Genomic DNA, 20,916 nt, shown 5'->3' on the forward strand with positions numbered 1-20,916 from the left:
GGCCTCAGCAGCGGCGGGCGGTGGCCGGGTCGGCGATGTCGTCGAAGCAGAGCTGCTCGACCGGGATGGCGCCGAGCTGGCCCTTGGCCACCAGGGCCCAGGTGTAGACCTGCCACGGTCCGTCGTCGCCGGACGTTGTCGTCTGGGCGGTGTAGAGGGCGCCGTTCGCAGTCAGCCAGCTCCGGAACGCCCGGCCGTCCTCGGTCTCGCCGCTCCCCAAGGTGACGCCACCGATCTCCTCGAGCGCGACCATCCGGTCGCGGACCTGCCCGAGCACCTGGAGGTCCGCAGGCTGGTCGGCCTCCCCGGAGGTGACCACGACCGCCACCCCGTCGTAGGCGAGGTTGGGAGCGAGGGTGAGGACTCGCGGGTCACCGAGCTCGAGACCGTGGTTGATCCGAGTCCCGTCCGGCATCTCGACGACCAACGAGACGTCCGCGAAGGCCTCGAGGCCGACCGTGAACGGGAAGGGGAACTCGGAGCTGAACTGCTCACCGATGCCGATGCGTTCGTCCGCGAAGGGCGCGAGCGGAGGCAGGATGTCCTGCTCACCCTCCGCACACGGATGTGCACCCTCGGGCACCCCGATCAGGCAGGGCGTCTCCGCGGGGACCGGCGACAGCACGCCGTCGTCAGCCAGCCGCCACTCGACCACGTCGACCCGATACTCCTCCGGGATGACGAGGTTCATCAGGTACGCCGGGTAGCTGCGCTCGGAGCGGCTCGTGAACAGCGAGCCGTCCTCGATCCAGAAGCCCTGCATGTGCACGAGCTCGTAGTAGTCCTGCGTGGCCCCCGGCACCACCAGGTTGCCGCTCCACAGCAGGTCCGGCTCCGTCGCCGGCGCCCTGACCAGGAGGCCGTCTCGGAGGTCGAGGACGACGAGCTGGGTCGGCGGCGGGCCGGCGGCGGCGGGACCGCCGCCTTCGGCGTTCTCGTTCACGATCACGAGCTCCTGGTCGCCGTCGCTGTCCGCATCGATCGGCTCCAGGGCGATGACGCTCAGTGTCTGGTCGAGGTCGACGATGCCGTGGGCGCTCGAGCCGTCGCTGCTCAGCGTCGTCTGCAGCCGCAACCGGCCGTCGTAGCCCTCACTGGGCTCGGCGAGGAAGTGCACCTTCTCGGGCCTGCCGTCACCGTCGAGGTCCAGCTCGGCCGGGGGTGTGTCCATGACGCGGTCCCAGTCCCGGCCGACGTCGGCCGGGAGCTCGAGCGTCGGGCGGGGCTCGGCAGGCTGCGGACCATCCTGGTCACGGTCGCCGAGCAGCGCGACCGAGGCCGCCACCACGGCCAGGCAGGCTGCGACCGCCAGCAGCACCGAGGTGCGGCGCCACAGCTGCACCACCGGCGCGGGCAGGGGCTCGTCGCGGAGGTCCTCGGGCTGCACCAGGTCGGCGCGGGCCGCGAACGCCTCGGCAAGACGCGTCTCGAGCTCGTTCATGACCGGCCACCCTTCTCCTCGATGATCCGCTCCAACGCGTCGAGCGCGCGGCTGGCGGTGGACTTGACGGTGCCGGGACTGATCTCGAGGGTCTCGGCGATCTCGGCCTCGGAGAGGCCGCTCCAGTAGCGCAGCGTGAGCACCTCGCGCTGGCGCGGGGCCAGGGACCTGACCGCCTCGAGCACCTCACGGTGCTCCTCGGCGACCACGACCCGGTCCTCGGGTCCGGCGGTCTCGACAGAGCGCGGCGGCGTGTAGCCGCGTACCGTGCGTCGCCGGCGCAGCATCGACCGGGCGCCGTTCACGACCGAGACCCGCAGGTAGCCGACGGCCGCGGACGGGTCACGCAGCCCGTTGCGGCGGCGAGCCAGCGCGGTGAACGCGTCCTGGACGACGTCCTCGGCGCTGGCCAGGTCGTCCACCAGCAGCACGGCCAGCCGCACCAGGGCGAGCCGGTGCGCGGCATAGAGCTCGGCAAGCTCCACTGCCTGGCCAGGTCGCTCCACGTCGATGCTCACACCCTGATAGACGCCGCCGCGGCCGCGAGGTTGCTCCAAGGCCACGACTTCTTTGCCACCGTAGGCTCTGCGCATGTCCGAGCAGCAGGCGACACTCACCTTCACCGTGACCGAGTCCGACACCGCGATCGCCGTCGGCAGCGGGTCGCTGCCCGTGCTCGGCACCCCACGGCTGCTGGCGTGGTGCGAGGCCGCGACCTGCGCGGCCCTCGAGGGCTCACTGCCCGCGGGCGGCACCAGCGTCGGCACCCGGATCTCCCTGGAGCACCTCGCGGCGAGCCCGGTGGGCGCCGTGCTGGAGGTGAGCGCCACGACGGCGTACGTCGATGGGCGGCTGCACAGGTTCACGGTCTCCGCCCGCCATGTCGACGGCGGTCGCGTGGTCGGCGCCGGCGAGGTGACCCGGGTGGTCGTCGACGCCGAGCGGTTCATGTCACGCGTCTGAGAACAGCGAACCCCCGGCCTTCACGATGGAAGGAGCCGGGGGTCTGCTTGGAATGCGCTCAGGCGTTGGGGCGCTTGCCGTGGTTCGCCTTCTTCTTCTTGCGAGCGCGGCGCTTGCGTCCGGTCTTGCCCATGGTGTTCCTCCAGAAATTGATAGCCCTGCTCGTTGCCCGTGACAGGGCTGAGGGTCATCCTCTCAAATGTCGGCCAGCGGGGCGAATTCAGCCCTCGCTGATGCGGACCTGGACCTCGCGGATCTGGATCCGCACCCGCTCGCGCAGGCCGTCGGGAGCCGATTCGGAACACGATCGGGCGACGATCTGCTTGACCGTCCGCTGCAGGTCGTACTTCTCCAGGCACGGGCCGCACTCGTCGAGGTGCATGCGCACCTCGGAGCAGTCGGCCTCGTCGAGCTCGTTGTCGAGGAAGAAGACGATGCGTTCGAGGTAGTCGGAACACTCGTCCTTGCCGTGGCTGTGTTCGCTCGTGGGCTCGCTCATCACTTCGCCTCCGTCGCGCCGCTGGGCAGCAGGTCGTTGGCGCGCACGTGGTGGGAGAGCATGTCGCGCAGCTGGCGCCGGCCACGGTGCAGGCGGGACATGACGGTGCCGATGGGGGTGTTCATGATCTCGGCGATCTCCTTGTACGGGAAGCCCTCGACGTCGGCCAGGTAGACCGCCAGACGGAACTCCTCGGGCAGGCGCTGCAGCGCGTCCTTGACCTCGGAGTCGGGAAGGTGCTCGAGCGCCTCCATCTCGGCGGACTTCAGACCGGTGGAGGTGTGCGACTCGGCACGGGCCAGCTGCCAGTCCTCGACGTCCTCGGCCATCGACTGCTGCGGCTGGCGCTGCTTCTTGCGATAGGTGTTGATGTAGGTGTTGGTGAGGATGCGGTAGAGCCACGCCTTGAGGTTGGTGCCGGGCTTGAACTGGTGGAACGCGGAGTAGGCCTTCGCAAAGGTCTCCTGCACCAGGTCCTCGGCATCAGCCGGGTTGCGGGTCATGCGCATCGCAGCGCCGTACAACTGGTCGAGGAACGGCAAGGCGTCGCGCTCGAAGCGCGCCGAGCGTTCCTCGGCGGTCTCGGTCGCGAGCAGGTCGTCGGCAGCCGAAGTTTCGGAGAGTGATTCAGTCATCGTCTTCCACACTACCGCCGCTTCGGCGTCGCCCAATTCGATCGGGCGGGGTCGGGTTGCCAGCATGTCGTCCTCAACGCGACTTCTCCGGTCTTGATTCCCGAGCCCGGCTCGAACCGGCGATGTCGCGGATCAGCCACTCCAGCGCCGACTCCACGACGATGCCGAGCGCCTCCTGCTGCGAGACCGCGGCCCGCTTGGGCACTGCCAGACCGTGGTCGGCCTCCGGGATCACCGTCATGTCGAGGCCCGTGACGTCGGCGGGGAACTCCTCCGGCCGTCCCATCGGGTCGCGCTCCCCCTGCACGACCAGCATCGGCAGGCCGGCACCGCGCAATTCCTCGACCCGGGTCTTCTCCGGCTTCCCGGGCGGGTGGAGCGGGAACGACAGGGCGAGCACGCCGCGAGCCCCCAGCGCCTTCGCGCAGCGAGCACCTGAGCGGGCACCCGCGGACCGACCCCCGACGACGAGCGGTGTCTGGGTCCGCAGCGCGTTGGCAGCCGCCGTCAGGCCGACGTCGAGGGTGGCGGGCGGGGTCGCGACCTTGCGCCCGGCGACGTGCCAGGGCTGCTCGAAGAGCATCACGCTGATGCCGTGGCCAGGGAGCGCGGCAGCGAGCGCCATCAGGTCGGGGGCGTCGACGCCGCGGCCCGCACCGTGGCTGAGCAGCAGGGTCGCGATGGGGCTCTTGGCGCGCCGGACGTGCAGGCGGCCCTCGCCGTACGCCGTGGCGATGGGGCGGATCTCGGCCTTCATCATGAGAGTGCATCCTCCAGCGGGAGTGGCTCGACGAGCTCGGGTCCGTTGTTGCGCACGTTGCTCACCAGCGGCGGGACGGGGTAGGCCTCGAGCCTGCCGGGCGCGGCCGGCACGAGCAACGACACCTCGCCACCGACGCGCGGGTCGAGCCAGTCGCCCCAGCGCTCGCGCTCCACCATCAGCGGCATCCGGTCGTGGATGTGGCCCAGGGAGTCCTCGGCCGCGGTCGTGAGCACCGTGCAGGTCCAGCGGAAGCGGTCGGGATCGTCGTCGGCCAGGCTCTGGTCGCGCCAGATCTCGTAGAGCCCCGCCATGGCCAGCACGCCGCCGTCGGCGGGCCGGATGAAGTAGGGCTGCTTGACGGGCTTGCCCTTGGCGTTGGACTGCGAGGTGGGATACCACTCGAAGTAGCCGTCCGCGGGCAGCAGGCAGCGCCGAACGGCGAAGGCGCGCTTGAAGGCGGGCTTCTCGGCGACGGTCTCCATCCGCGCGTTGATCATCCGGTTGCCGATGCTCGGGTCCTTGGCCCACGACGGCACCAGGCCCCACGTGAAGACCCGCAGCTGGCGCTCGGGCGGCTCCGGGCTGTCCTTGGCCGGTGGCCGCTCGACGACGGCGTAGACCTCCTTGGTCGGCGCCACGTTGTAGTCGGCGGCCAGGGGCGCGGGGGTGCGGTCGGTGACGACCTCGAACTCCTCGATGAGGTCTTCGGGACGTCGGGATGAGGCATAGCGGCCGCACATGCGTCCCAGACTAGTGACAGCGCCTCGACAGATTCGTGCGAGACGTCTGACCCGGAATCGGAGTCAACGGGCCCGGACGGTCCTAGAGTGACTTCCACTGACGCTCCACACCCGAACGAACGTCGAGAACCCATGACCACGGTTGCGATCGAAGAGTCCCGCGCCGACGCCGAGCTGATCTCGGCCGTCCGCGGGGGCGACGCCGACGCCTACGGCGTGCTGTTCGAGCGCCACTCGATGGCGGCCCGGCGGCTCGCCCGCCAGCTGGTCTCGCCGGGCGACGCCGACGACCTCGTCTCCGAGGCCTTCGTCAAGGTGCTCGCGGTGCTGCAGCGCGGCGGCGGACCCGACGTCGCTTTTCGGGCCTATCTCCTGACGGCCGTCCGGCGACTGCGCGTCGACCGGATCAGGGCGACCTCCAAGCTGCACAGCAGCGACGACATGGAGATGTTCGACCCCGGGGTCCCCTTCCGCGACACCACGATCGAGGGCTTCGAGAACGCCGCGGCTGCCCGCGCCTTCGCCTCGCTGCCCGAGCGCTGGCAGCTCGTGCTGTGGCACACCGAGGTCGAGGAGCAGAAGCCCGCCGACGTCGCTCCCCTGCTCGGCATGTCCGCCAACTCGGTGTCGGCGCTCGCCTACCGCGCCCGTGAGGGCCTGCGCCAGGCATTCCTCAACGAGCACGTGGCCGAGATCGAGGGCGACGACTGCCGCTGGACGCACGACCACCTGGGTCCCTACATCCGCAACGGCCTGTCCAGGCGCGACGTCACCAAGGTCGACCAGCACCTCCAGGAGTGCCGGCCGTGCGCCGCGATCTACCTCGAGCTCGTCGAGGTCAACTCCAACCTCGGCGCGATCCTCGCGCCGCTCCTGCTGGGGTCCGCGGCCACCGCCTACCTCGCCAGCACGGCCTCGGCCGTGACCGCGGGCGGGCTCCTCCTCGGACTCCTCGACCGCGCCAAGGACGTCGTCGCCGCGCATGCGCCCGTCGCCGCCGTCGGCGGGGTCGCCGCCGCCGCGGTGGTCGCCGGCGGCGTCTTCGTCGCGCTCCAGGACGATCCGACCGAGCGGCTGGCAACCGCCGACGCCGCCGTCATCTCCACCACCCGCGAACCGGGCGGGTCGACCTCGTCCCCGACCAGGTCCGAGACGACGGCAGCCGAGCGCCGTACGCCGCTGGGCTCGACGACCACGGCCGCGTCCACTGCGCCCGCGATCACCGCGGGTCTGCCGCTGACCACCAGCGCGCCGGCCGGCTCGCCCTCCTCGACGTCGACGCCCAGCAGCCAGCCGACGTCCGCACCCACGTCCGACCCAACGAGCGCGCAGCCGACGAGCACGGTGCCGACGCCCACCAGCAGCAGCCCCACCGCGACTCCCACACACACGAGCACGCCGACGGCCTCGCCGACGACGAAGCCGTCGCCGCCCTCGGCGCCCACCTCGACGGCCACGCCCACGCGGGCCCCGACGCAGTCCCCCACCGCTGCCCCGACGCCCTCCCCCACGTCGTCGCCGACGACCACGTCGACGCGCGACCTCTCGGTCGCCATCGCCTCGACCGGCCGCAAGGCGCTCTACGAGGACCTTGCCGTGACCACCACCGGGATCCCCGCCGGCGAGAGCGCCACCGTCACCATCTCGGGCATCAACGCCATGGTCCTGACCAGCAGCGACGAGCGCTGCCAGAAGCAGGACGGGCGTCTCGTCTGCACGGTGTCGGGCTCGGCACCGATCGCCGTACAGGCCCAGCGGATCCCCAACGGCAACGCCAGCGTGACCGTCGTGGTGACCAGCAACGACGGCCCGGACAGCAACCCGGCCGACAACTCCAGCTCCTTCGTGCTCGACTCCAACTGACACGCAGGGGTGGACTCGACCACCCGTGGATCGTGTAGGAAGGAGACATGACCGTCACGAGACTGATCGCCCGTCCGATGCTGGCTTCCATGTTCGTGGTGGGCGGCGTCAACGCCCTCAAGAACGCCGGCGCCCTCGCCGGCAAGGCCCAGCCCGTCACCGACCGGTTCGTGCCGATGGTGCAGCGGGTCGTGCCGCAGGCGCCGATCCCGACCGACGCGACCACGCTGGTCCGCCTCAACGCCGGGGTGCAGATCCTGGCGGGTGCGGCCCTCGCGACCGGGCACGCGCCGCGGCTGGCCTCGACCGCCCTCGCGGCCACCCTGGTCCCGACGACGCTGGCCGGCCACCGCTTCTGGGAGGAGACCGACCCGGCCCTCAAGGGCAACCAGAAGGTGCACTTCTTCAAGAACGTCTCGATGTTCGGCGGGCTGCTCATCGCCGGCGCCGACACCGACGGCAAGCCCGGCGTGGCCTGGCGTGCGCGGCACGCCGCGACCGACGTCAAGCGTGAGGCCCGGCGCCTGGCCAAGGATGCCCGCCGCGAGGCGAAGCTCGCGAAGGCCCAGATCGGCTGATCGTGCCCCGATAGGGTGCCCCGGTGACTCTTCTCGCTGACCCGTGGCCGGCCCCTCGTCCGATCGCGCCCGTCGAGCGGGTCGTGTCGCTGCCGGGCAGCAAGTCCCTGACCAACCGGGCGCTGGTCCTGGCCGCGCTCGCCGACGGCCCGTCGGTCCTGCGCCGACCGCTGCGCTCGCGCGACACCCTGCTGATGGTCGCCGGGCTGAGGGCGATGGGCGTGGGAGTGACGGACGAGGGTGACGACTGGCGGATCACTCCGGGCCTGCTGACCGCCGACGCCGAGGTCGACTGCGGCCTGGCCGGCACGGTGATGCGTTTCATGCCGCCGGTGGCCGGTCTCTCGAGCGGCGCCATCGCCTTCGACGGCGACCCGCACATGCGCCAGCGCCCCGTCGGCGAGGTGCTCACGGCGCTCGCCGGACTGGGCGTGGACATCGACGACGGTGGCCGCGGCTCGCTGCCCTTCGTGGTCCGCGGCCAGGGCTCGGTGCCGGGCGGCACGGTCGTGATCGACGCCAGCGCGTCGTCGCAGTTCATCTCGGCGCTGCTGCTGGCCGGTGCGCGCTACGACTCCGGCGTCGACATCCGCCACGACGGCAAGCCGGTGCCCTCGCTCCCCCACATCGAGATGACCATCGCCATGCTCCGCGCCCGCGGCGTCGAGGTCGACGACAGCGACGCCAACCGCTGGGCGGTCGCGCCCGGCCCGATCGCGGCCATCGACGCGGCCATCGAGCCCGACCTGTCCAACGCGGCGCCCTTCGTGGCGCTGGCCGCGACCACCGGTGGTGTGGTCACGATCCGTGACTGGCCCGCCAGCACGACCCAGCCCGGCGACGAGCTGCGCGAGGTGCTGACGCGCATGGGCTGCGACGTGTCGCTCGACGACACCGGGCTCACGGTCCGGGGCACCGGCGAGATCCACGGCGTCGACCTCGACCTGCACGACATCGGCGAGCTCACACCCGCGATCGCCGCGCTCTGCGCCCTGGCCGACTCGCCGTCCCACCTGCGCGGCGTCGGCCACATCCGCCACCACGAGACCGACCGGCTGGCCGCGCTCGCCGCCGAGCTCGGCAACCTCGGCGCCGACGTCACCGAGCACGCCGACGGGCTCTCGATCCGGCCGGCACCCCTGCACGGCGGCGTCTTCCGGACCTATGCCGACCACCGCATGGCCCACGCCGGCGTGATCATCGGCTCGGCGGTCGACGGGGTTCTGGTGGAGGACATCGCCACCACCTCCAAGACCTTCCCCGACTTCCCGGGCGCCTGGCTCGACCTGCTGGGGCTCGCTCGGGTGGACCAGTGAGCAACCGCTACACCGATCACGACCAGGAGCACTACGAGCGACCGCGCCGCCGCACCCGCCCCCGCACCAAGGACCGCCCGACCTACGACGACGCCGTTCCCGGAGTCGTCGTGACCGTCGACCGCGGCCGGTTCACGCTCCTGATCGACGGCCGGACCGTGATGGCGATGAAGTCGCGACCGCTCGGCCGCAAGGGCGTCGTCGTGGGCGATCGCGTCCGCGTCGTCGGCGACGTGTCCGGGGTCGACGGATCGCTCGCGCGGATCGTCGAGGTCGTGCCGCGCACGACCACGCTGCGCCGTACCGCCGATGACGACGACCCGGTCGAGCGGGTCATCGTCTCCAACGCCGACCAGCTCGTCGTCGTCACCGCGCTGGCCGATCCCGAGCCTCGGCCGCGGCTGATCGACCGGGCACTGGTCGCTGCCTTCGATGCCGGTATGGCGCCGCTCCTGTGCCTCACCAAGGCCGACCTCGCCGACCCGGAGGTCCTGCTCTCCACCTATCGCTCACTCGGCGTGCCGTGGGTCGTCACCGAGCGCGGCGGCGATCTCGCTGAGGTGCGCGACCGCCTGCGCGGGCGCACCAGCGTCTTCGTCGGGCACTCGGGCGTCGGCAAGTCGACGCTGGTCAACGCGTTGATCCCCACCGCCAACCGCGACGTCGGCATCGTCAACGCGGTCACCGGCCGCGGCCGCCACACCTCGACGTCGGCCTACCTCCTCGAGCTGCCCGACGGCGACGGCTGGATCATCGACACCCCCGGCATCCGCTCCTTCGGGCTCGCGCACGTCCAGCCCGAGGACCTGATCAGCGCGTTCCCCGACCTCGAGGAGATGACCGAGGACTGCCCCCGCGGCTGCACCCACGGCACCGACGAGCCCGAGTGCGGGCTCGACGTCGCGGTGACCGACGGCGAGGCCGACCCCGATCGCGTCGAGTCCTTCCGCCGGCTCCTCGCCGCGCGCGAGGGTGCGGCGGACTACTGACCCCAGACGGCCCGCGACCCGGAGTCGCCGGCCAGGAACACCAGCACCAGCAGCCCGATCGCGCCGACGACGAGCAACGCCATCGCGATCCAGCCGAGGACGCCCTTCGTCTCGCGGGCGCCGCGCCCCGACGCCAGCGCGGACGGGCCACCCAGCGCCCAGGCGGCAAGCAGGGCGTCGACGACGAAGGTCAGCGACCAGGTGCGCAGCAGCTCGCCCCACTCCTCGTGGTCCTCGACCAGCGGCTCCAGCTCGGGCCGGGCGTCGAGCAGCGACTCCCCCGCCTGCACCGCGACCACGGCGCTGATCGCGACGGCGACGGAGAGCGCGACGAGCGGCCAGCGCAGCAGCCAGCGCCACCTCGGGAGGAGGGCGTAGGCGAGGCCGGCGAGGGCGGCGAGCGGTCCGAGGACCACGACCGCGTGCACGACCAGGGGGTGCAGCGGCAGGCCGTTGATCTCCATGGGTTCACGGTAGTCGGCATGGGTGGCAATAGCCTGTGGACCATGCCCATCAACGGCCCCACCGACTACACCGACGACCTGCGCCTCGCGCACGTGCTGGCTGACGACGCCGACTCGCTGACGATGTCACGGTTCAAGGCGCTGGACCTGCACGTGATGAGCAAGCCCGACCTCACTCCCGTGACGGACGCCGACCAGGCGGTGGAGGAGGGCATCCGCCGTACGCTCTCGCGCGCCCGGTCCCGTGACGCGGTCCTCGGCGAGGAGCAGGGCTCCTCCGGGCACAGCCAGCGGCAGTGGATCATCGACCCGATCGACGGCACCAAGAACTTCGTCCGCGGGGTGCCCGTCTGGGCCACCCTGATCGCGCTGGCCGTCGACGACGAGGTCGTCGTCGGGGTCGTCTCGGCGCCGGCCCTGCAGCGACGCTGGTGGGCCGTCAAGGGCGGCGGTGCATGGACCGGGCGCTCGCTGATGAAGGCGACGAAGTGCGAGGTCTCCGACGTCCGCCGGCTCGAGGACGCCTCCTTGTCCTACAGCTCGCTCTCGGGCTGGGACGAGCGCGAACGGCTGCAGGACTTCATCTCGCTCTCCCGGCGCTGCTGGCGCACCCGGGCGTACGGCGACTTCTGGTCCTACATGCTCCTGGCAGAGGGGACCGTCGACCTGGCGGCCGAGCCGGAGCTGGAGCTCTACGACATGGCGGCCCTCGACGTGATCGTGCGCGAGGCCGGCGGCCGGTTCACCGCCCTCGACGGCACGGACGGGCCGTACGGCGGCAACGCCATCGCCAGCAACGGCCACCTGCACGACGCGGCGCTGTCCTTCCTCGGTTCGATGTCGCACGACGACACCGATCCGGACTCGCGTCCGAGCGGCTCGGGGTCGGTGCACGACCTGCGGGCGAGATGGCCACTGTCGCCCGACGACGCAAGTGACTAGCGTGACGGGAGACACACGACCCGCGGAGGAAGCCATGCGCATCAACGACGTACTCAAGGGCAAGCCCAGCCACGACGTCATCACCATCAGCCCCGAGGCCAGCGTGCGGGAGCTGGTCGCCCTTCTGTCCGAGCACAACGTCGGAGCCCTGATCGTCAGCACCGACGGCGAGACCGTCGAGGGGATCGTGAGCGAGCGCGACGTCGTGCGCCGGCTCAACGATCGCCACGACGTCCTCGACGCGGCCGTGGCCGAGATCATGACCACGACCGTGCGGACCTGCGAGGGCGAGGAAGCCCTCACCGAGCTGATGCAGGTCATGACCGAGCACCGCATCCGGCATGTGCCCGTCGTGACCGCCGGCAAGCTGACCGGCATCATCAGCATCGGCGACGTGGTGAAGAATCGCATCGGCGAGCTCGAGTTCGAGCGCGACCAGCTGGACAACTACGTCCACCAGACCTGAGCACACCAACCGGAAGGTATGACCATGGACAAGCCCGACGTCGACCCGCACATCGGAGACGCCCCCGCCGACCTGGAGATCACCGACCTCGTCGAGGGTGACGGCGCGGAGGCCACTTCCGGCTCGACCGTGTCCGTGCACTACGTCGGCGTGGCCCACTCGACCGGCGAGGAGTTCGACGCCTCCTACAACCGCGGCGACGCGCTCAACTTCCGCCTCGGCATCGGCCAGGTCATCCAGGGCTGGGACACCGGCGTGCAGGGCATGAAGGTCGGCGGTCGTCGTCGCCTCGTGATCCCGCCGCACCTCGGCTACGGCGACCGCGGAGCCGGCGGCGCCATCAAGCCCGGCGAGACGCTGATCTTCGTGGTGGACCTGCTCAAGGTCAGCTGAGTGCTACCAGGGGACGTCGATCTCGGCGTCCCCTGAGGCCACTCGGGCCGACTGGCCCGCGAGCGTCACGACGTCGCCCGCCACGAGCTGGCGGCCACGTCGCATCTCGACCTCGCCGTTGACCCTGACCTGGCCGTCGGCCAGCACCGGCTTGGCGTCGGATCCCGACTCGACCAGGTTGGCGAGCTTGAGGAACTGCCCGAGCCGGATCTTCTCGTCACGGATGGGCACGTCCACGGGTTCACTCATGGGACTCAGTGAACCAGCAGGCTGATCGCGTGGATCAGCACACCCACGAGTCCACCCACGATCGTGCCGTTGATCCGGATGAACTGCAGGTCGCGGCCCACGTGCAGCTCGATGCGGCGCGCGGCCTCCTTGCCGTCCCAGCGCTCGATGGTGTGGGTGATGACGGCGGTCAGCTCGGCGCCGTACCGCGAGACCGCGAAGACCGCGATGTCGGCCGCGGTCCGGTCGAGCTTCTCGCGCAGCTCGGCGTCGGTGCGCAGTCGCTCGGCGAAGGCACTGAGCTCGAGGAGCATCCGCTCGCGGACCGCGCCCTGGGGGTCGCGCACCGATGAGAGCAGCGCCGCGCGCATCGCCTTCCACAGCGAGATCGCGGTGCTGACGACCTGCGGGTGGTCGAGCAACCGCTCCTTGAAGCGCTCCGCGCGCTCCATGGTCCGCGGATCGGTGAGCAGGTCCTGGCCCAGCTGGGCGAGCATCGAGTCGATGGCGCCGCGGGCGTGGTGGCCGGGGGTGTCACGGATGTCGGCGATCCAGCGGATGGCCTCGAGGTGGAGGCGCTGGGTGACGGCCTCGTTGAGGCGCGGTGGCGCCCACCACGGCGCGCGCTCGCTGAGCACCTCGGTGAACGTCTCGCCGTTGTGCACCAGCCAGCGGTGCAGCTCCTCCAGCGCGAGGTCGACGACGCCGTGGTGCAGGTCGTCGCGCACCGCCTCGGTGATGAGGCTGCCCAGGATGGGCGCGATCGGCTCCTCGCGGAAGCGGGGCACGAAGGCGTCGGTGACGAGGTCGGCGATGTGCTCGTCGCGGACCTTGCCGAGCGCGATCGCGGCGACGTCAGAGACCTCGTCGACCACGCGCCGCGCATTGGCGGGGTCGGAGAGCCAGTCGCCGACGCGGGCCGAGATCAGCGCCGCGGCCGTGCGGTCGCGGATGATGTCCTCCTGGAGGAAGTTCTCCCCCACGAACTCCTCGAGACCCTTGCCGAGCTCGTCCTTGCGCTTGGGGATCAGCGCAGTGTGCGGGATCGGGATGCCGAGCGGGTGCTTGAACAGCGCCGTCACCGCGAACCAGTCGGCGATGGCGCCGACCATCGACGCCTCTGCGCCGGCGTTGACGAAGCCCCAGGCGCCGTCGCGCCCCAGCGTGGCGACGTAGACGATCGCGGCCAGCACGAGCAGCGAGACGGCGACGGTCCGCATCTGCCGGAGCCCTCGACGCCGTGCCTCGTCGGCGGCGGGGTCGGGGGTGATGATCGAGATCGGTGCGGGGATGGCCACGCCGAGATCCTCTCAGGCGTGCCGATACTCTTCGCGCATGTCCCGCACCGTCATCACCTTCGGCACCTTCGACGTCTTCCACGTCGGACACCTGCGGGTCCTGGAGCGCGCCGCCGAGCTGGGCGACCGGTTGGTCGTGGGCGTGTCGGCCGATGCCCTGAACATGAAGAAGAAGGGCCGGGTCCCGGTCTTCAGCGAGAAGGAGCGGCTGGCGATCGTCGCCGCCCTCCGGGTCGTCGACGAGGTCTTCGTCGAGGAGAGCCTGGAGGCCAAGCGCGACTACATCGTCGAGCACGGCGCCGACGTCCTGGTGATGGGCGACGACTGGGCCGGCAAGTTCGACGAGTTCTCCGACGTGTGCAAGGTCGTCTACCTCACCCGCACTCCTGCCATCTCCACGACCGCGATCATCGAACACATCGCGGACATGTAGTGCGAGCCGTTGCCGGCCTGGTGCTGGCGCTCCTCGCGGTCCTGCTGCCTGTCGGCCAGGCGCCGTCGACAGCCGACAAGGCCGCGCCCTCGTCGCGCGACCTCACACTCGACCTGCGCGACGCCTATCTCGACGCCTCTTCCGACGCCTCTCACGACGGCGCCGCCCGGTCCGCGCGCGGCCGCACCTCGGCACGGCCGAGCGATCCCGCCGACGGCTCCGGTGAGTTCTTCTGGGACCCCGCGGCTCCCCGCGGCCAGGTGTGCGGCGCCGCCGCGTGCGTGCACTACGTCACCACCACCTCGGACGCCCCTCCGCTGGCGTCCTCCGACGGCGTGACACCTGACTGGGTACGCCGCAGCCTGGACGTCACCGAGCTCGCGCTCGCTCGGATGGCGGAGCTCGGCTATCCGGGCGTGCCCTCCGACGCCGGTCGCGGCGGCAGCCCGCACTTCGACGTCTACCTCGCCGACATCAGCCGGGCAGGGCTCTACGGCTACTGCGCGCCGGAGGCCCCGGTGCTGGGCGCGTCCGGTCAGGCCTCGTCCTACTGCGTGTTCGACGACGACTTCACGGGCTTCCCCAAGTCTGCCGACGACAGCCTGCGGGTGACCGCCGCTCACGAGCTGTTCCACGCGGTGCAGTTCGGCATGGACGTGCACGAGGACCGCTGGTTCCTCGAGTCCACGGCCACCTGGATGGAGGAACAGGTCGCAGACGACGTCGACGACAACCGCCAGTACCTCTCCGCCGGCCAGCTCGGCCGACGCCACGTCCCGCTCGACCACTCCGCCGCCGACCTCGGCCTCTACGGGAACTGGATCTTCTTCCAGTTCCTGGCCCAGCGCTACGGCGTCGATGCCGTGCGGCAGGTCTGGGAGCTCGCGGCCACCGGTCCCGGTCGCCGCGACGACTTCTCGGTCAAGGCGGTCCGCCGGTTCGTCGAGAGCCGGGGCGGCTCCTTCCCCTCGGTCTACGCCTCCTTCGTGCACGCCAACCTGACGCCCCAGCACGGGTACGACGAGGGGCGGGCCTATCGCAGACCCGCGGTCGACGACTCGGTGGGACTGGGGCCGGCCCGCCGTTCGTGGCGAGAGGAGCGCATCGCCGTACCCCACCTCACGGGGCATGCGATCTCCCTCCGACCGAAGTCGGGGCTCCGGGGCCGGGTCAGGCTGCGGCTGTCCGTGACGACGACCCGCTCCAGCGGTGCGGCGGCGACGGCGCGCGTGTTCCTCGAGTCCGGCAAGGTCGTCACGCTGCCGATCCGGCTGCGGCGCGGCCACGGCGACCGGGTCGTGAAGTTCAGCGACAGGCGGGTGCGGCGTGTCGTCGTGGTGCTGGCCAACGCCTCGACACGCTACGACTGCCGTCAGCGCACCCACTTCGCCTGCCAGGGCACGCCTCTCGACGAGGCCCAGCGATTCGGCCTCACCGCGAGTCTGCTCCGCGCGCACCGTTGACGTAACCTCGATCGCGAACTGGGGTCAGCGATGAAGGGGATGTTCTGCGTGCGTAGGTCAACCATGCTTGCCGTGCTGGTGGGGCTGCTGCTCTCACCCCTGCCCGGTGCGATGCCCGTGGCGAGTGCCGACGACACGATGCTGCCGCCCGATCCCCATGCGAGGGTCGCGCTGAGCGCCCTCGACACCGCCGGACGCGTGCTGGCCGGCGACGCCCGCCCGACCGATCCCTCGGCGACGATCGCGCTGCGTGACCTGTGGGTCGCGCGCCCCGACCTCAGCGGTTCGGAGGCGGTCGAGGCCAACGCCCTGCTCGCCCGGCCGACCGACGGCTCCGCCGACCCGTTCGGCAACGGCTACACGGTGCCGTCGGAGAAGCAGTGCGGCGCCCATGTGTGCGTGCACTACGTCCCGACGACCGCGGACGCGCCGCCCAGTGTCGACTGGGTCGCGCTGAGCCTGGCCACGATGGAGGCCGTCTACGAACGCGAGGTCACCCAGCTCGGCTACCGCGCGCCGCGCAGCGACGGCAACGCCGGGGGCGACGGCAAGCTCGACGTCTACCTCAAGGACCTCGGCGCCGGCCTCTACGGCTACTGCGCGGCCGAGTTCCGCAAGAAGGGCCGCACGGCCAGCGGCTTCTGCGTCCTCGACAACGACTACGCCGCTTCGCAGTTCCCGAGCCAGACGCCCGAGAACAACCTCACGGTGACCGCCGCCCACGAGTTCTTCCACGCGGTGCAGTACTCCTACGACTACAACGAGGACCCGTGGATGCTCGAGTCCACGGCCACCTGGATGGAGGAGCAGGTCGCCGACCACATCAACGACAACCGGCAGTACCTCCGCTACAGCCAGCTGCAGGCAGCGTTCGTCCCCCTCGACGCGTTCAGCTCGACCTACGGCTTCCAGTACGGCAACTGGATCTTCTGGGAATACCTCACTTCGCGCTTCGGCACGAAGTTCGTGAAAAAGGCGTGGGAGTCGGCCGGCAGCCTGCGCCGCGACGGCGGTCGCTACTCGACCGACGCGATCGCGTCGGTGCTGCGCAAGAAGAAGAAGTCCTTCACCGACGTGTACGCCGACTTCGCGGCCGCGAACACCCACCCCACGAGCACCTACCCCGAGGCGGCCGGAGCGCCGGAGTATGCCGCGCCGTCCGTGCTCGCCGACGTCACGCTGACGCGCGCCGACAAGAGGCACACGCAGCGCGCCAAGCTCGACCACCTCTCGGCCGACGCGATGCACGTGCGTCCCGGCGCCGACCTGGGTGGCAAGAAGTGGCGGCTGCGCGTCATCGTCCGCGGCCCCGGCCGCGCCACCAGTCCTGCTGCCCGCCTCGTGCTCCACCGGACCGACGGCACGATCGGCACCCGCAAGATGCGCTTCAACCGGCGCGGCCGGGCTCAGGCACTCGTTCCGTTCAGCTCGGCGAAGGTCGCCGCGGTGACGGTCTCGATCGCCAACGTCTCGACCCGCTTCCGGTGCAACAAGGGCACCAACTTCGCCTGTCACGGCCGGGCGATCGACGAGAACAAGAAGTTCGCGATCGTGACCAAGGCCGTCAAGAAGCGGAAGCGTCGCCGCTGAGGCTGGCCAGCTCCTCGTCGCTCAGCACCAGGTCGGCCGCCTGCGCGGAGTCGCGCACCGAGGTGGGTCGCTTGGCGCCAGGGATCGGGATCACGCACGGCGACTGCGCCAGCTCCCACGCGAGCGCGACCTGCTGGGCGCTGACCTGACGGTCCTGCGCGACCTGGGCGAAGGCCGGGTGCTGGTCCGCCAACTCCTTCGCGTCCCCCAGTCCGCCCAGCGGGCTCCAGGGCAGGAAGGCCAGGCCGAGCTCCTCGCAGACGTCGATCTCCGGGCGGCTGCTGCGGAACCGAGGGCTGAACTGGTTCTGCACGCTCACCAGTGAGGCGCCGAGCACGGCGTGGGCCGCCCGGATCTGGTCGGGGTCCGCGTTGGACAGCCCGATCATGGCGACCTTGCCGCTGCCCGCGATCTCGTGCAGCGTGCCGATGACCTCGTCGTAGGGCACCTCGGGATCCGGCCGGTGGTGCTGCCACAGCTCGATCTGCTCGACGCCGAGGCGAGCGAGGCTGGCGTCGACGGCGCTCCTGAGATGCTCCGGTCGGCTGTCGAGGGCCCAGCCGCCACCCTCGGTGCGGACGTGACCGCCCTTGGTCGCCAGCAGCACCCGGTCCCGCACGCCCAGCTCGTCGAGGAGGGATGCGATCAGCCGCTCGTTCTCGCCCTGGGCGTCGACGCCGCGCTCGTCACCGGGCCCGTAGGCGTCCGCGGTGTCGAGGAGGGTGATGCCCGCGTCCAACGCTGCGCGGACGGTGTCGAGCAGCTGCTCGCGCGGCTGGGTGCCGCTCTGGTCGAAGGTCATCAGGCCGAGTCCGATCGCGCCGACCTGGTGCTTGCCGAGGGTGCGTGTGTGCATGCGTGCGACCTTAGCGGCGTCACGCACACCTCTTGACTCGAACATTTGTTCGAGCGACAATGGGACATGGCCCCGCCCATTCCGCCCCAGACCGCCGCTCCGGCGGCGCTGACGGACGCACGGGCAGCCGGTGATGAGCAGTCGGACCGGGACTTCCTCGAGGCAGCAGCGGCCGATCTTCGCGCCCGCCGCCTGGCCGAGGTCGCCGAGCTGGTGCGCGCCGCGCAGTGGGCAGTCCGTTCAGGTCACCCGCGCGACGGGCGCGATCCCATGACGACTCCTGGCGGCGACGGCACGCCGTCCGTGCGCGAGCTCGCCGTCCCCGAGCTCGCCATGGCCCGCGAGACTCATCCCGCCACGACGCGCGCATTGATCGCCGACGCGCTCGACCTCCAGCACCGTCTCCCCCGCACGTGGGCGATCGTGGCTGCCGGTGCCTGCGAGCCGTGGGTCGCGCGCAAGGTCGCGGTCATCTCGCGCGGGCTGCTGCTCGACGCCGTCGGCCTCGTCGATCGTGCGGTGGCCCGGGCGATCGCGGGCCACGCACCATCGACCGTGCTGGAGATCGCCCGGGCGAAGGTGATCGAGGCCGACCCGGAGACCCATGCCGGGGAGCGCGAGCGGTCGCGGCACGAGCGCTACGTCTCGATCTCCCGGGCCGACGAGTTCGGCTACCGCTGCATCATCGCCCGGGTCACCGCCGGCGACGCCGTCTGGATCGACGCGATGGTCGACCACGTGGCCGACATCCTTGCGCTGACCCAGGGACATGACCACAACCACGACGAGCTCCGCTCGCTGGCGATGGGCTGGCTGGCCCGCCCGGTCGACCTGCTCAGGCTGCTGCTCGAGCACAGGGATTCCGATCCGGGTGCAGACCCGGCCGAGCAGCCTGCATGGGCGCCCGACCACACGCGCGACACGGTCGAGCGGCTGTGCGCCCTGCCCGCCAGGCGTCTCGCCTCGTTGCGCGGGCGCGGTCGGCTGTTCGTGCACCTCACCGACGCGGCCCTGCGGTCGGGCCGCGGCGTCGCGCGGATCGAGGGCGTCGGCCCGATCGACGTGGCTCAGCTGGCCGAGGTCCTGGGCCACGCCGACGTGACCGTCACTCCGGTCCTCGACCTGTCGACGCGCCCCAGGTCCGACGCCTACGAGCACTCCGAGGCCGTCAAGGACCACGTCTGGTCACTCGCCGGCGGCGACGTCTTCCCCTTCTCGCCCCGCACGGCCACCCGGTCCGATGTCGACTTCGACCACTCGTCGCCGTACGACCCGACCGGGCCGCCGGGCCAGACCGGACCGCACAACTCCGGGCCACTGCGAAGACGCCACCATCGTTGGAAGACCCACGGCGGCTATCGCTGCCGGGTCGCGAGTCCCGGTCGCCATCTCTGGCAGACGCCGAACAACCTGACCTACCTCGTCGACCGGTCCGGCACGAGGCGGCTCAGCGACGACGACGCCGAGGTCATGCTGAGCGCGCCGGAGGGCGTCGAGATCTACCTCAGCGACGCGGCGTTGTCGGTGGAGGGCTATTCCTCGTCAGGTCCTGGGCGAGCATGACGAGGATGCCGCTCGGACCACGGAGATAGGTGAGCTTGTAGACGTCGCCATAGATCGCCACTCCTCGCAACGGATGGCAGTCGTGCCGCGCGGCGATCGCGAGGGCCTCGTCGAGGTCGTCGACCGAGAAGGCCACGCGGTGCATACCGATCTCGTGGGGCAGGGTGGGCTCCGTCTCGATCGCGTCGGGATGGATGTACTCGAAGAGCTCGAGACGACCGTTGCCGTCCGGCGTCTGGAGCATGGCGATCTTGGCGTGGTTGCCGTCGAGGCCGACGGCGGTGTCGGCCCACTCCCCGCTGACCGTGTCGCGGCCCAGCACGGTGAGGCCGAGGTCGGTGAAGAAGGCGATCGCAGCGTCGATGTCGCGTACGGCGATCCCGACGTTCTCGAGGGTGATGGGCATGCGCAGCACGCTATCGAGTCAGCGGTGCTGCATCTCCCACGCGAGCTCGATGGCCCGGCACACCGCGGGTGTTGATGCTTGTTCCAGATAGGCCTCGACCTTGTGGTGTGCCTCCATGCGAGGCGGCACGCCGAAGGTGTCCGGGTGGCTGTCGAGGAGAGCCTCACGCTGGCTCAGCGGGACCCGGATCACGAGCGTGTTGGCGTCGTGAAGACGCACGACCAAGCGGTCGTGGACGTACCACGCCGGCCGCGACTCGGTTCCCTTGCGCTTGACCTGCGGGAGCGACTCCGCGTAGCGGCCGACCTCTTCCGGGGTCACCGGGCCAGTTTATGGTGACCGTGCTGGTGCCGGCGTGGGCCTGCTGGCCTGGTTCGCGGCAGCAGGGTTATCAGTTGTTGCGGTCAGCTCGACCGACCGCACAGCGCAGCGAGCGCGCGCTCACAGTGCGCCACGAGCTCGCCGAGGGTCTCGGTGCGCTCAGCCGAGGCAACGCCGCTCCACGTGAGCGCTCGGTCCTCGACGTACGCCCACCAGGCATGCACGACGGGTTGCAGGCCTGGAGCCAGGCCGAGCGCCCGGACCACCCGGTCGGTGGAGACGGAGCGGACGCTCTCGTGCACGTCGGCCAACCGGGGGTCGGCGACACCGCTGCCGTGCACGAGCGTGAGGTAGAACGCCCGGCGCCGGTCGATCTGCTCGATCATCGCGGTGACCATGGTGCGCACCTGGACCTCCCCCGGGTCCGACTCGGAGGGGGCCGTGTTGCGCAGGATCCGCCGCCCGGCCGCGGCGATGCAGGCGAGGTAGAAGTCGGTCTTGGTCGGGAAGTAGTGGAACAGCAGTCCCCGCGAGATGCCGGCCTCGGCCGCGACCTGGTCGAGCGACAGGTCCTGGATGGGGGTGTCGATGATCCGGCTCAGCCCGATCCCCACGAGCTGGCGGCGGCGGTCGTCGGCGCTCAGCCGTCGACGTACAGGATCGGACACGCTATTGAGCATTGCTCAACAGTGTGGTTATGGTCAAC

26 protein-coding genes are annotated in these 20,916 nt (G+C 71.0%); 12 read left to right on the forward strand and 14 right to left on the reverse strand.

Annotation, left to right across the window (positions count from 1 at the left end; all coding sequences use genetic code 11):
* Window positions 1–4: 4 nt before the first annotated feature.
* Both C9J87_RS11300 and C9J87_RS11305 read right to left on the reverse strand, forming a co-directional pair.
* Window positions 5–1,441, reverse strand: a complete 1,437-nt coding sequence (locus tag C9J87_RS11300) for a hypothetical protein (protein ID WP_107705572.1) — start codon at window positions 1,439–1,441, stop codon at window positions 5–7.
* On the reverse strand, window positions 1,438–1,959 hold the full coding sequence (locus C9J87_RS11305) for an RNA polymerase sigma factor (protein ID WP_232820030.1): 522 nt from the start codon (window positions 1,957–1,959) through the stop codon (window positions 1,438–1,440). Before C9J87_RS11305 ends, C9J87_RS11300 begins: the two co-directional genes overlap by 4 nt.
* A gap of 73 nt (window positions 1,960–2,032) precedes the next feature.
* Here C9J87_RS11305 and C9J87_RS11310 point away from each other — a divergent pair, with 73 nt between their 5' ends.
* A complete protein-coding gene (locus C9J87_RS11310) occupies window positions 2,033–2,404 on the forward strand; it encodes a thioesterase family protein (RefSeq protein ID WP_107705574.1) in 372 nt (123 codons plus the stop codon).
* A gap of 58 nt (window positions 2,405–2,462) precedes the next feature.
* Here C9J87_RS11310 and C9J87_RS20545 read toward each other — a convergent pair whose 3' ends face one another.
* From C9J87_RS20545 to C9J87_RS11330, 5 genes are all read right to left on the reverse strand, one after another.
* Entirely contained in the window at window positions 2,463–2,537 is a 75-nt protein-coding gene (locus C9J87_RS20545) for a 50S ribosomal protein bL37 (RefSeq protein WP_397203189.1), read from the reverse strand.
* A gap of 87 nt (window positions 2,538–2,624) precedes the next feature.
* Entirely contained in the window at window positions 2,625–2,903 is a 279-nt protein-coding gene (rsrA, locus tag C9J87_RS11315) for a mycothiol system anti-sigma-R factor (protein ID WP_036490430.1), read from the reverse strand.
* Entirely contained in the window at window positions 2,903–3,538 is a 636-nt protein-coding gene (locus C9J87_RS11320; protein WP_036492383.1) for a sigma-70 family RNA polymerase sigma factor, read from the reverse strand. The genes rsrA and C9J87_RS11320 overlap by 1 nt, the downstream gene beginning before the upstream one ends.
* Window positions 3,539–3,611: 73 nt before the next feature.
* Window positions 3,612–4,298, reverse strand: a complete 687-nt coding sequence (locus C9J87_RS11325) for an alpha/beta hydrolase family protein (protein WP_010832355.1) — start codon at window positions 4,296–4,298, stop codon at window positions 3,612–3,614.
* Window positions 4,295–5,041, reverse strand: a complete 747-nt coding sequence (locus C9J87_RS11330) for an SOS response-associated peptidase (RefSeq protein WP_010832354.1) — start codon at window positions 5,039–5,041, stop codon at window positions 4,295–4,297. The genes C9J87_RS11325 and C9J87_RS11330 overlap by 4 nt, the downstream gene beginning before the upstream one ends.
* A gap of 132 nt (window positions 5,042–5,173) precedes the next feature.
* Here C9J87_RS11330 and C9J87_RS11335 point away from each other — a divergent pair, with 132 nt between their 5' ends.
* From C9J87_RS11335 to rsgA, 4 genes are read left to right on the forward strand one after another with little or no spacing between them, the layout of a single operon-like run.
* A complete protein-coding gene (locus tag C9J87_RS11335) occupies window positions 5,174–6,904 on the forward strand; it encodes a sigma-70 family RNA polymerase sigma factor (RefSeq protein WP_107705575.1) in 1,731 nt (576 codons plus the stop codon).
* A gap of 47 nt (window positions 6,905–6,951) precedes the next feature.
* A complete protein-coding gene (locus tag C9J87_RS11340) occupies window positions 6,952–7,482 on the forward strand; it encodes a DoxX family protein (protein ID WP_036490428.1) in 531 nt (176 codons plus the stop codon).
* Between the two features lie 23 nt (window positions 7,483–7,505).
* Entirely contained in the window at window positions 7,506–8,798 is a 1,293-nt protein-coding gene (aroA, locus tag C9J87_RS11345; protein ID WP_107705576.1) for a 3-phosphoshikimate 1-carboxyvinyltransferase, read from the forward strand.
* Window positions 8,795–9,787 (forward strand): ribosome small subunit-dependent GTPase A, encoded by a 993-nt coding sequence (gene rsgA, locus C9J87_RS11350; RefSeq protein WP_107705577.1) that lies wholly within the window; start codon window positions 8,795–8,797, stop codon window positions 9,785–9,787. The genes aroA and rsgA overlap by 4 nt, the downstream gene beginning before the upstream one ends.
* Here rsgA and C9J87_RS11355 read toward each other — a convergent pair.
* Entirely contained in the window at window positions 9,781–10,251 is a 471-nt protein-coding gene (locus C9J87_RS11355; protein WP_107705578.1) for a DUF2231 domain-containing protein, read from the reverse strand. The genes rsgA and C9J87_RS11355 overlap by 7 nt on opposite strands.
* Window positions 10,252–10,293: 42 nt before the next feature.
* Between C9J87_RS11355 and hisN the strand changes: the two genes are divergently transcribed.
* Genes hisN through C9J87_RS11370 form a run of 3 tightly spaced genes read left to right on the forward strand, consistent with a single transcriptional unit; the run spans window position 10,294 to window position 12,052 of the window.
* Window positions 10,294–11,193 (forward strand): histidinol-phosphatase, encoded by a 900-nt coding sequence (gene hisN / locus C9J87_RS11360; protein WP_107705579.1) that lies wholly within the window; start codon window positions 10,294–10,296, stop codon window positions 11,191–11,193.
* Between the two features lie 34 nt (window positions 11,194–11,227).
* Entirely contained in the window at window positions 11,228–11,659 is a 432-nt protein-coding gene (locus C9J87_RS11365; RefSeq protein ID WP_010832347.1) for a CBS domain-containing protein, read from the forward strand.
* A gap of 24 nt (window positions 11,660–11,683) precedes the next feature.
* The gene (locus C9J87_RS11370; protein ID WP_232211586.1) at window positions 11,684–12,052 is read left to right on the forward strand and encodes an FKBP-type peptidyl-prolyl cis-trans isomerase; all 369 of its coding nucleotides are present in this window, start codon (window positions 11,684–11,686) and stop codon (window positions 12,050–12,052) included.
* Between the two features lie 3 nt (window positions 12,053–12,055).
* Here C9J87_RS11370 and C9J87_RS11375 read toward each other — a convergent pair whose 3' ends face one another.
* Together C9J87_RS11375 and C9J87_RS11380 are read right to left on the reverse strand one after the other, a co-directional pair.
* Window positions 12,056–12,301 (reverse strand): RNA-binding S4 domain-containing protein, encoded by a 246-nt coding sequence (locus C9J87_RS11375; protein WP_107705580.1) that lies wholly within the window; start codon window positions 12,299–12,301, stop codon window positions 12,056–12,058.
* Window positions 12,302–12,306: 5 nt separating this feature from the next.
* On the reverse strand, window positions 12,307–13,578 hold the full coding sequence (locus C9J87_RS11380) for a DUF445 domain-containing protein (RefSeq protein ID WP_010832344.1): 1,272 nt from the start codon (window positions 13,576–13,578) through the stop codon (window positions 12,307–12,309).
* Between the two features lie 37 nt (window positions 13,579–13,615).
* Between C9J87_RS11380 and C9J87_RS11385 the strand changes: the two genes are divergently transcribed.
* The 3 genes from C9J87_RS11385 (at window position 13,616) to C9J87_RS11395 (ending at window position 17,064) form a co-directional block, all read left to right on the forward strand.
* Window positions 13,616–14,011: an adenylyltransferase/cytidyltransferase family protein gene (locus tag C9J87_RS11385; RefSeq protein ID WP_107705581.1), complete on the forward strand. Its 396-nt coding sequence runs from the start codon at window positions 13,616–13,618 to the stop codon at window positions 14,009–14,011.
* Complete coding sequence (locus C9J87_RS11390; protein ID WP_107705582.1) at window positions 14,011–15,474, forward strand: MXAN_6640 family putative metalloprotease; 1,464 nt, start codon at window positions 14,011–14,013, stop codon at window positions 15,472–15,474. The genes C9J87_RS11385 and C9J87_RS11390 overlap by 1 nt, the downstream gene beginning before the upstream one ends.
* A 63-nt stretch (window positions 15,475–15,537) precedes the next feature.
* On the forward strand, window positions 15,538–17,064 hold the full coding sequence (locus tag C9J87_RS11395; RefSeq protein ID WP_010832341.1) for an MXAN_6640 family putative metalloprotease: 1,527 nt from the start codon (window positions 15,538–15,540) through the stop codon (window positions 17,062–17,064).
* On the opposite strand, the gene C9J87_RS11400 is transcribed toward C9J87_RS11395, so the two are convergent.
* Window positions 17,039–17,920 carry an aldo/keto reductase gene (locus C9J87_RS11400; protein WP_010832340.1) on the reverse strand — a complete coding sequence of 294 codons (882 nt, stop codon included), beginning with the start codon at window positions 17,918–17,920 and terminating at the stop codon, window positions 17,039–17,041. The genes C9J87_RS11395 and C9J87_RS11400 overlap by 26 nt on opposite strands.
* Window positions 17,921–17,986: 66 nt before the next feature.
* Between C9J87_RS11400 and C9J87_RS11405 the strand changes: the two genes are divergently transcribed.
* Complete coding sequence (locus tag C9J87_RS11405) at window positions 17,987–19,483, forward strand: hypothetical protein (RefSeq protein ID WP_010832339.1); 1,497 nt, start codon at window positions 17,987–17,989, stop codon at window positions 19,481–19,483.
* On the opposite strand, the gene C9J87_RS11410 is transcribed toward C9J87_RS11405, so the two are convergent.
* The 3 genes from C9J87_RS11410 to C9J87_RS11420 all read right to left on the reverse strand — a co-directional run bounded on the left by C9J87_RS11410 (window position 19,425) and on the right by C9J87_RS11420 (window position 20,878).
* The gene (locus tag C9J87_RS11410; RefSeq protein ID WP_036492374.1) at window positions 19,425–19,889 is read right to left on the reverse strand and encodes a VOC family protein; all 465 of its coding nucleotides are present in this window, start codon (window positions 19,887–19,889) and stop codon (window positions 19,425–19,427) included. The genes C9J87_RS11405 and C9J87_RS11410 overlap by 59 nt on opposite strands.
* An 18-nt stretch (window positions 19,890–19,907) precedes the next feature.
* Window positions 19,908–20,210, reverse strand: coding sequence for a hypothetical protein (locus C9J87_RS11415; RefSeq protein WP_036490424.1), 303 nt, complete (start codon window positions 20,208–20,210; stop codon window positions 19,908–19,910).
* A gap of 83 nt (window positions 20,211–20,293) precedes the next feature.
* Window positions 20,294–20,878 (reverse strand): TetR/AcrR family transcriptional regulator, encoded by a 585-nt coding sequence (locus C9J87_RS11420; RefSeq protein WP_010832337.1) that lies wholly within the window; start codon window positions 20,876–20,878, stop codon window positions 20,294–20,296.
* Window positions 20,879–20,916: the final 38 nt, after the last annotated feature.

Source organism: Nocardioides allogilvus, from assembly GCF_003047285.1.
GTDB lineage: Bacteria > Actinomycetota > Actinomycetes > Propionibacteriales > Nocardioidaceae > Nocardioides > Nocardioides allogilvus.

Bases quoted from the DNA above. Each gene is read 5' to 3' on its own strand.
- C9J87_RS11335 (WP_107705575.1), top strand. From the start codon at position 5,174: ATGACCACGGTTGCGATCGAAGAGTCCCGCGCCGACGCCGAGCTGATC.
- C9J87_RS11355 (WP_107705578.1), bottom strand. From the start codon at position 10,251: ATGGAGATCAACGGCCTGCCGCTGCACCCCCTGGTCGTGCACGCGGTC.
- C9J87_RS11410 (WP_036492374.1), bottom strand. From the start codon at position 19,889: ATGCCCATCACCCTCGAGAACGTCGGGATCGCCGTACGCGACATCGAC.
- C9J87_RS11310 (WP_107705574.1), top strand. From the start codon at position 2,033: ATGTCCGAGCAGCAGGCGACACTCACCTTCACCGTGACCGAGTCCGAC.
- C9J87_RS11330 (WP_010832354.1), bottom strand. From the start codon at position 5,041: ATGTGCGGCCGCTATGCCTCATCCCGACGTCCCGAAGACCTCATCGAG.
- C9J87_RS11405 (WP_010832339.1), top strand. From the start codon at position 17,987: ATGGCCCCGCCCATTCCGCCCCAGACCGCCGCTCCGGCGGCGCTGACG.
- C9J87_RS11325 (WP_010832355.1), bottom strand. From the start codon at position 4,298: ATGATGAAGGCCGAGATCCGCCCCATCGCCACGGCGTACGGCGAGGGC.
- C9J87_RS11365 (WP_010832347.1), top strand. From the start codon at position 11,228: ATGCGCATCAACGACGTACTCAAGGGCAAGCCCAGCCACGACGTCATC.
- C9J87_RS11375 (WP_107705580.1), bottom strand. From the start codon at position 12,301: ATGAGTGAACCCGTGGACGTGCCCATCCGTGACGAGAAGATCCGGCTC.
- C9J87_RS11300 (WP_107705572.1), bottom strand. From the start codon at position 1,441: ATGAACGAGCTCGAGACGCGTCTTGCCGAGGCGTTCGCGGCCCGCGCC.
- C9J87_RS11340 (WP_036490428.1), top strand. From the start codon at position 6,952: ATGACCGTCACGAGACTGATCGCCCGTCCGATGCTGGCTTCCATGTTC.
- C9J87_RS11370 (WP_232211586.1), top strand. From the start codon at position 11,684: ATGGACAAGCCCGACGTCGACCCGCACATCGGAGACGCCCCCGCCGAC.
- C9J87_RS11320 (WP_036492383.1), bottom strand. From the start codon at position 3,538: ATGACTGAATCACTCTCCGAAACTTCGGCTGCCGACGACCTGCTCGCG.
- rsrA (WP_036490430.1), bottom strand. From the start codon at position 2,903: ATGAGCGAGCCCACGAGCGAACACAGCCACGGCAAGGACGAGTGTTCC.
- C9J87_RS11385 (WP_107705581.1), top strand. From the start codon at position 13,616: ATGTCCCGCACCGTCATCACCTTCGGCACCTTCGACGTCTTCCACGTC.
- C9J87_RS11400 (WP_010832340.1), bottom strand. From the start codon at position 17,920: ATGCACACACGCACCCTCGGCAAGCACCAGGTCGGCGCGATCGGACTC.
- hisN (WP_107705579.1), top strand. From the start codon at position 10,294: ATGCCCATCAACGGCCCCACCGACTACACCGACGACCTGCGCCTCGCG.
- C9J87_RS11395 (WP_010832341.1), top strand. From the start codon at position 15,538: ATGCTTGCCGTGCTGGTGGGGCTGCTGCTCTCACCCCTGCCCGGTGCG.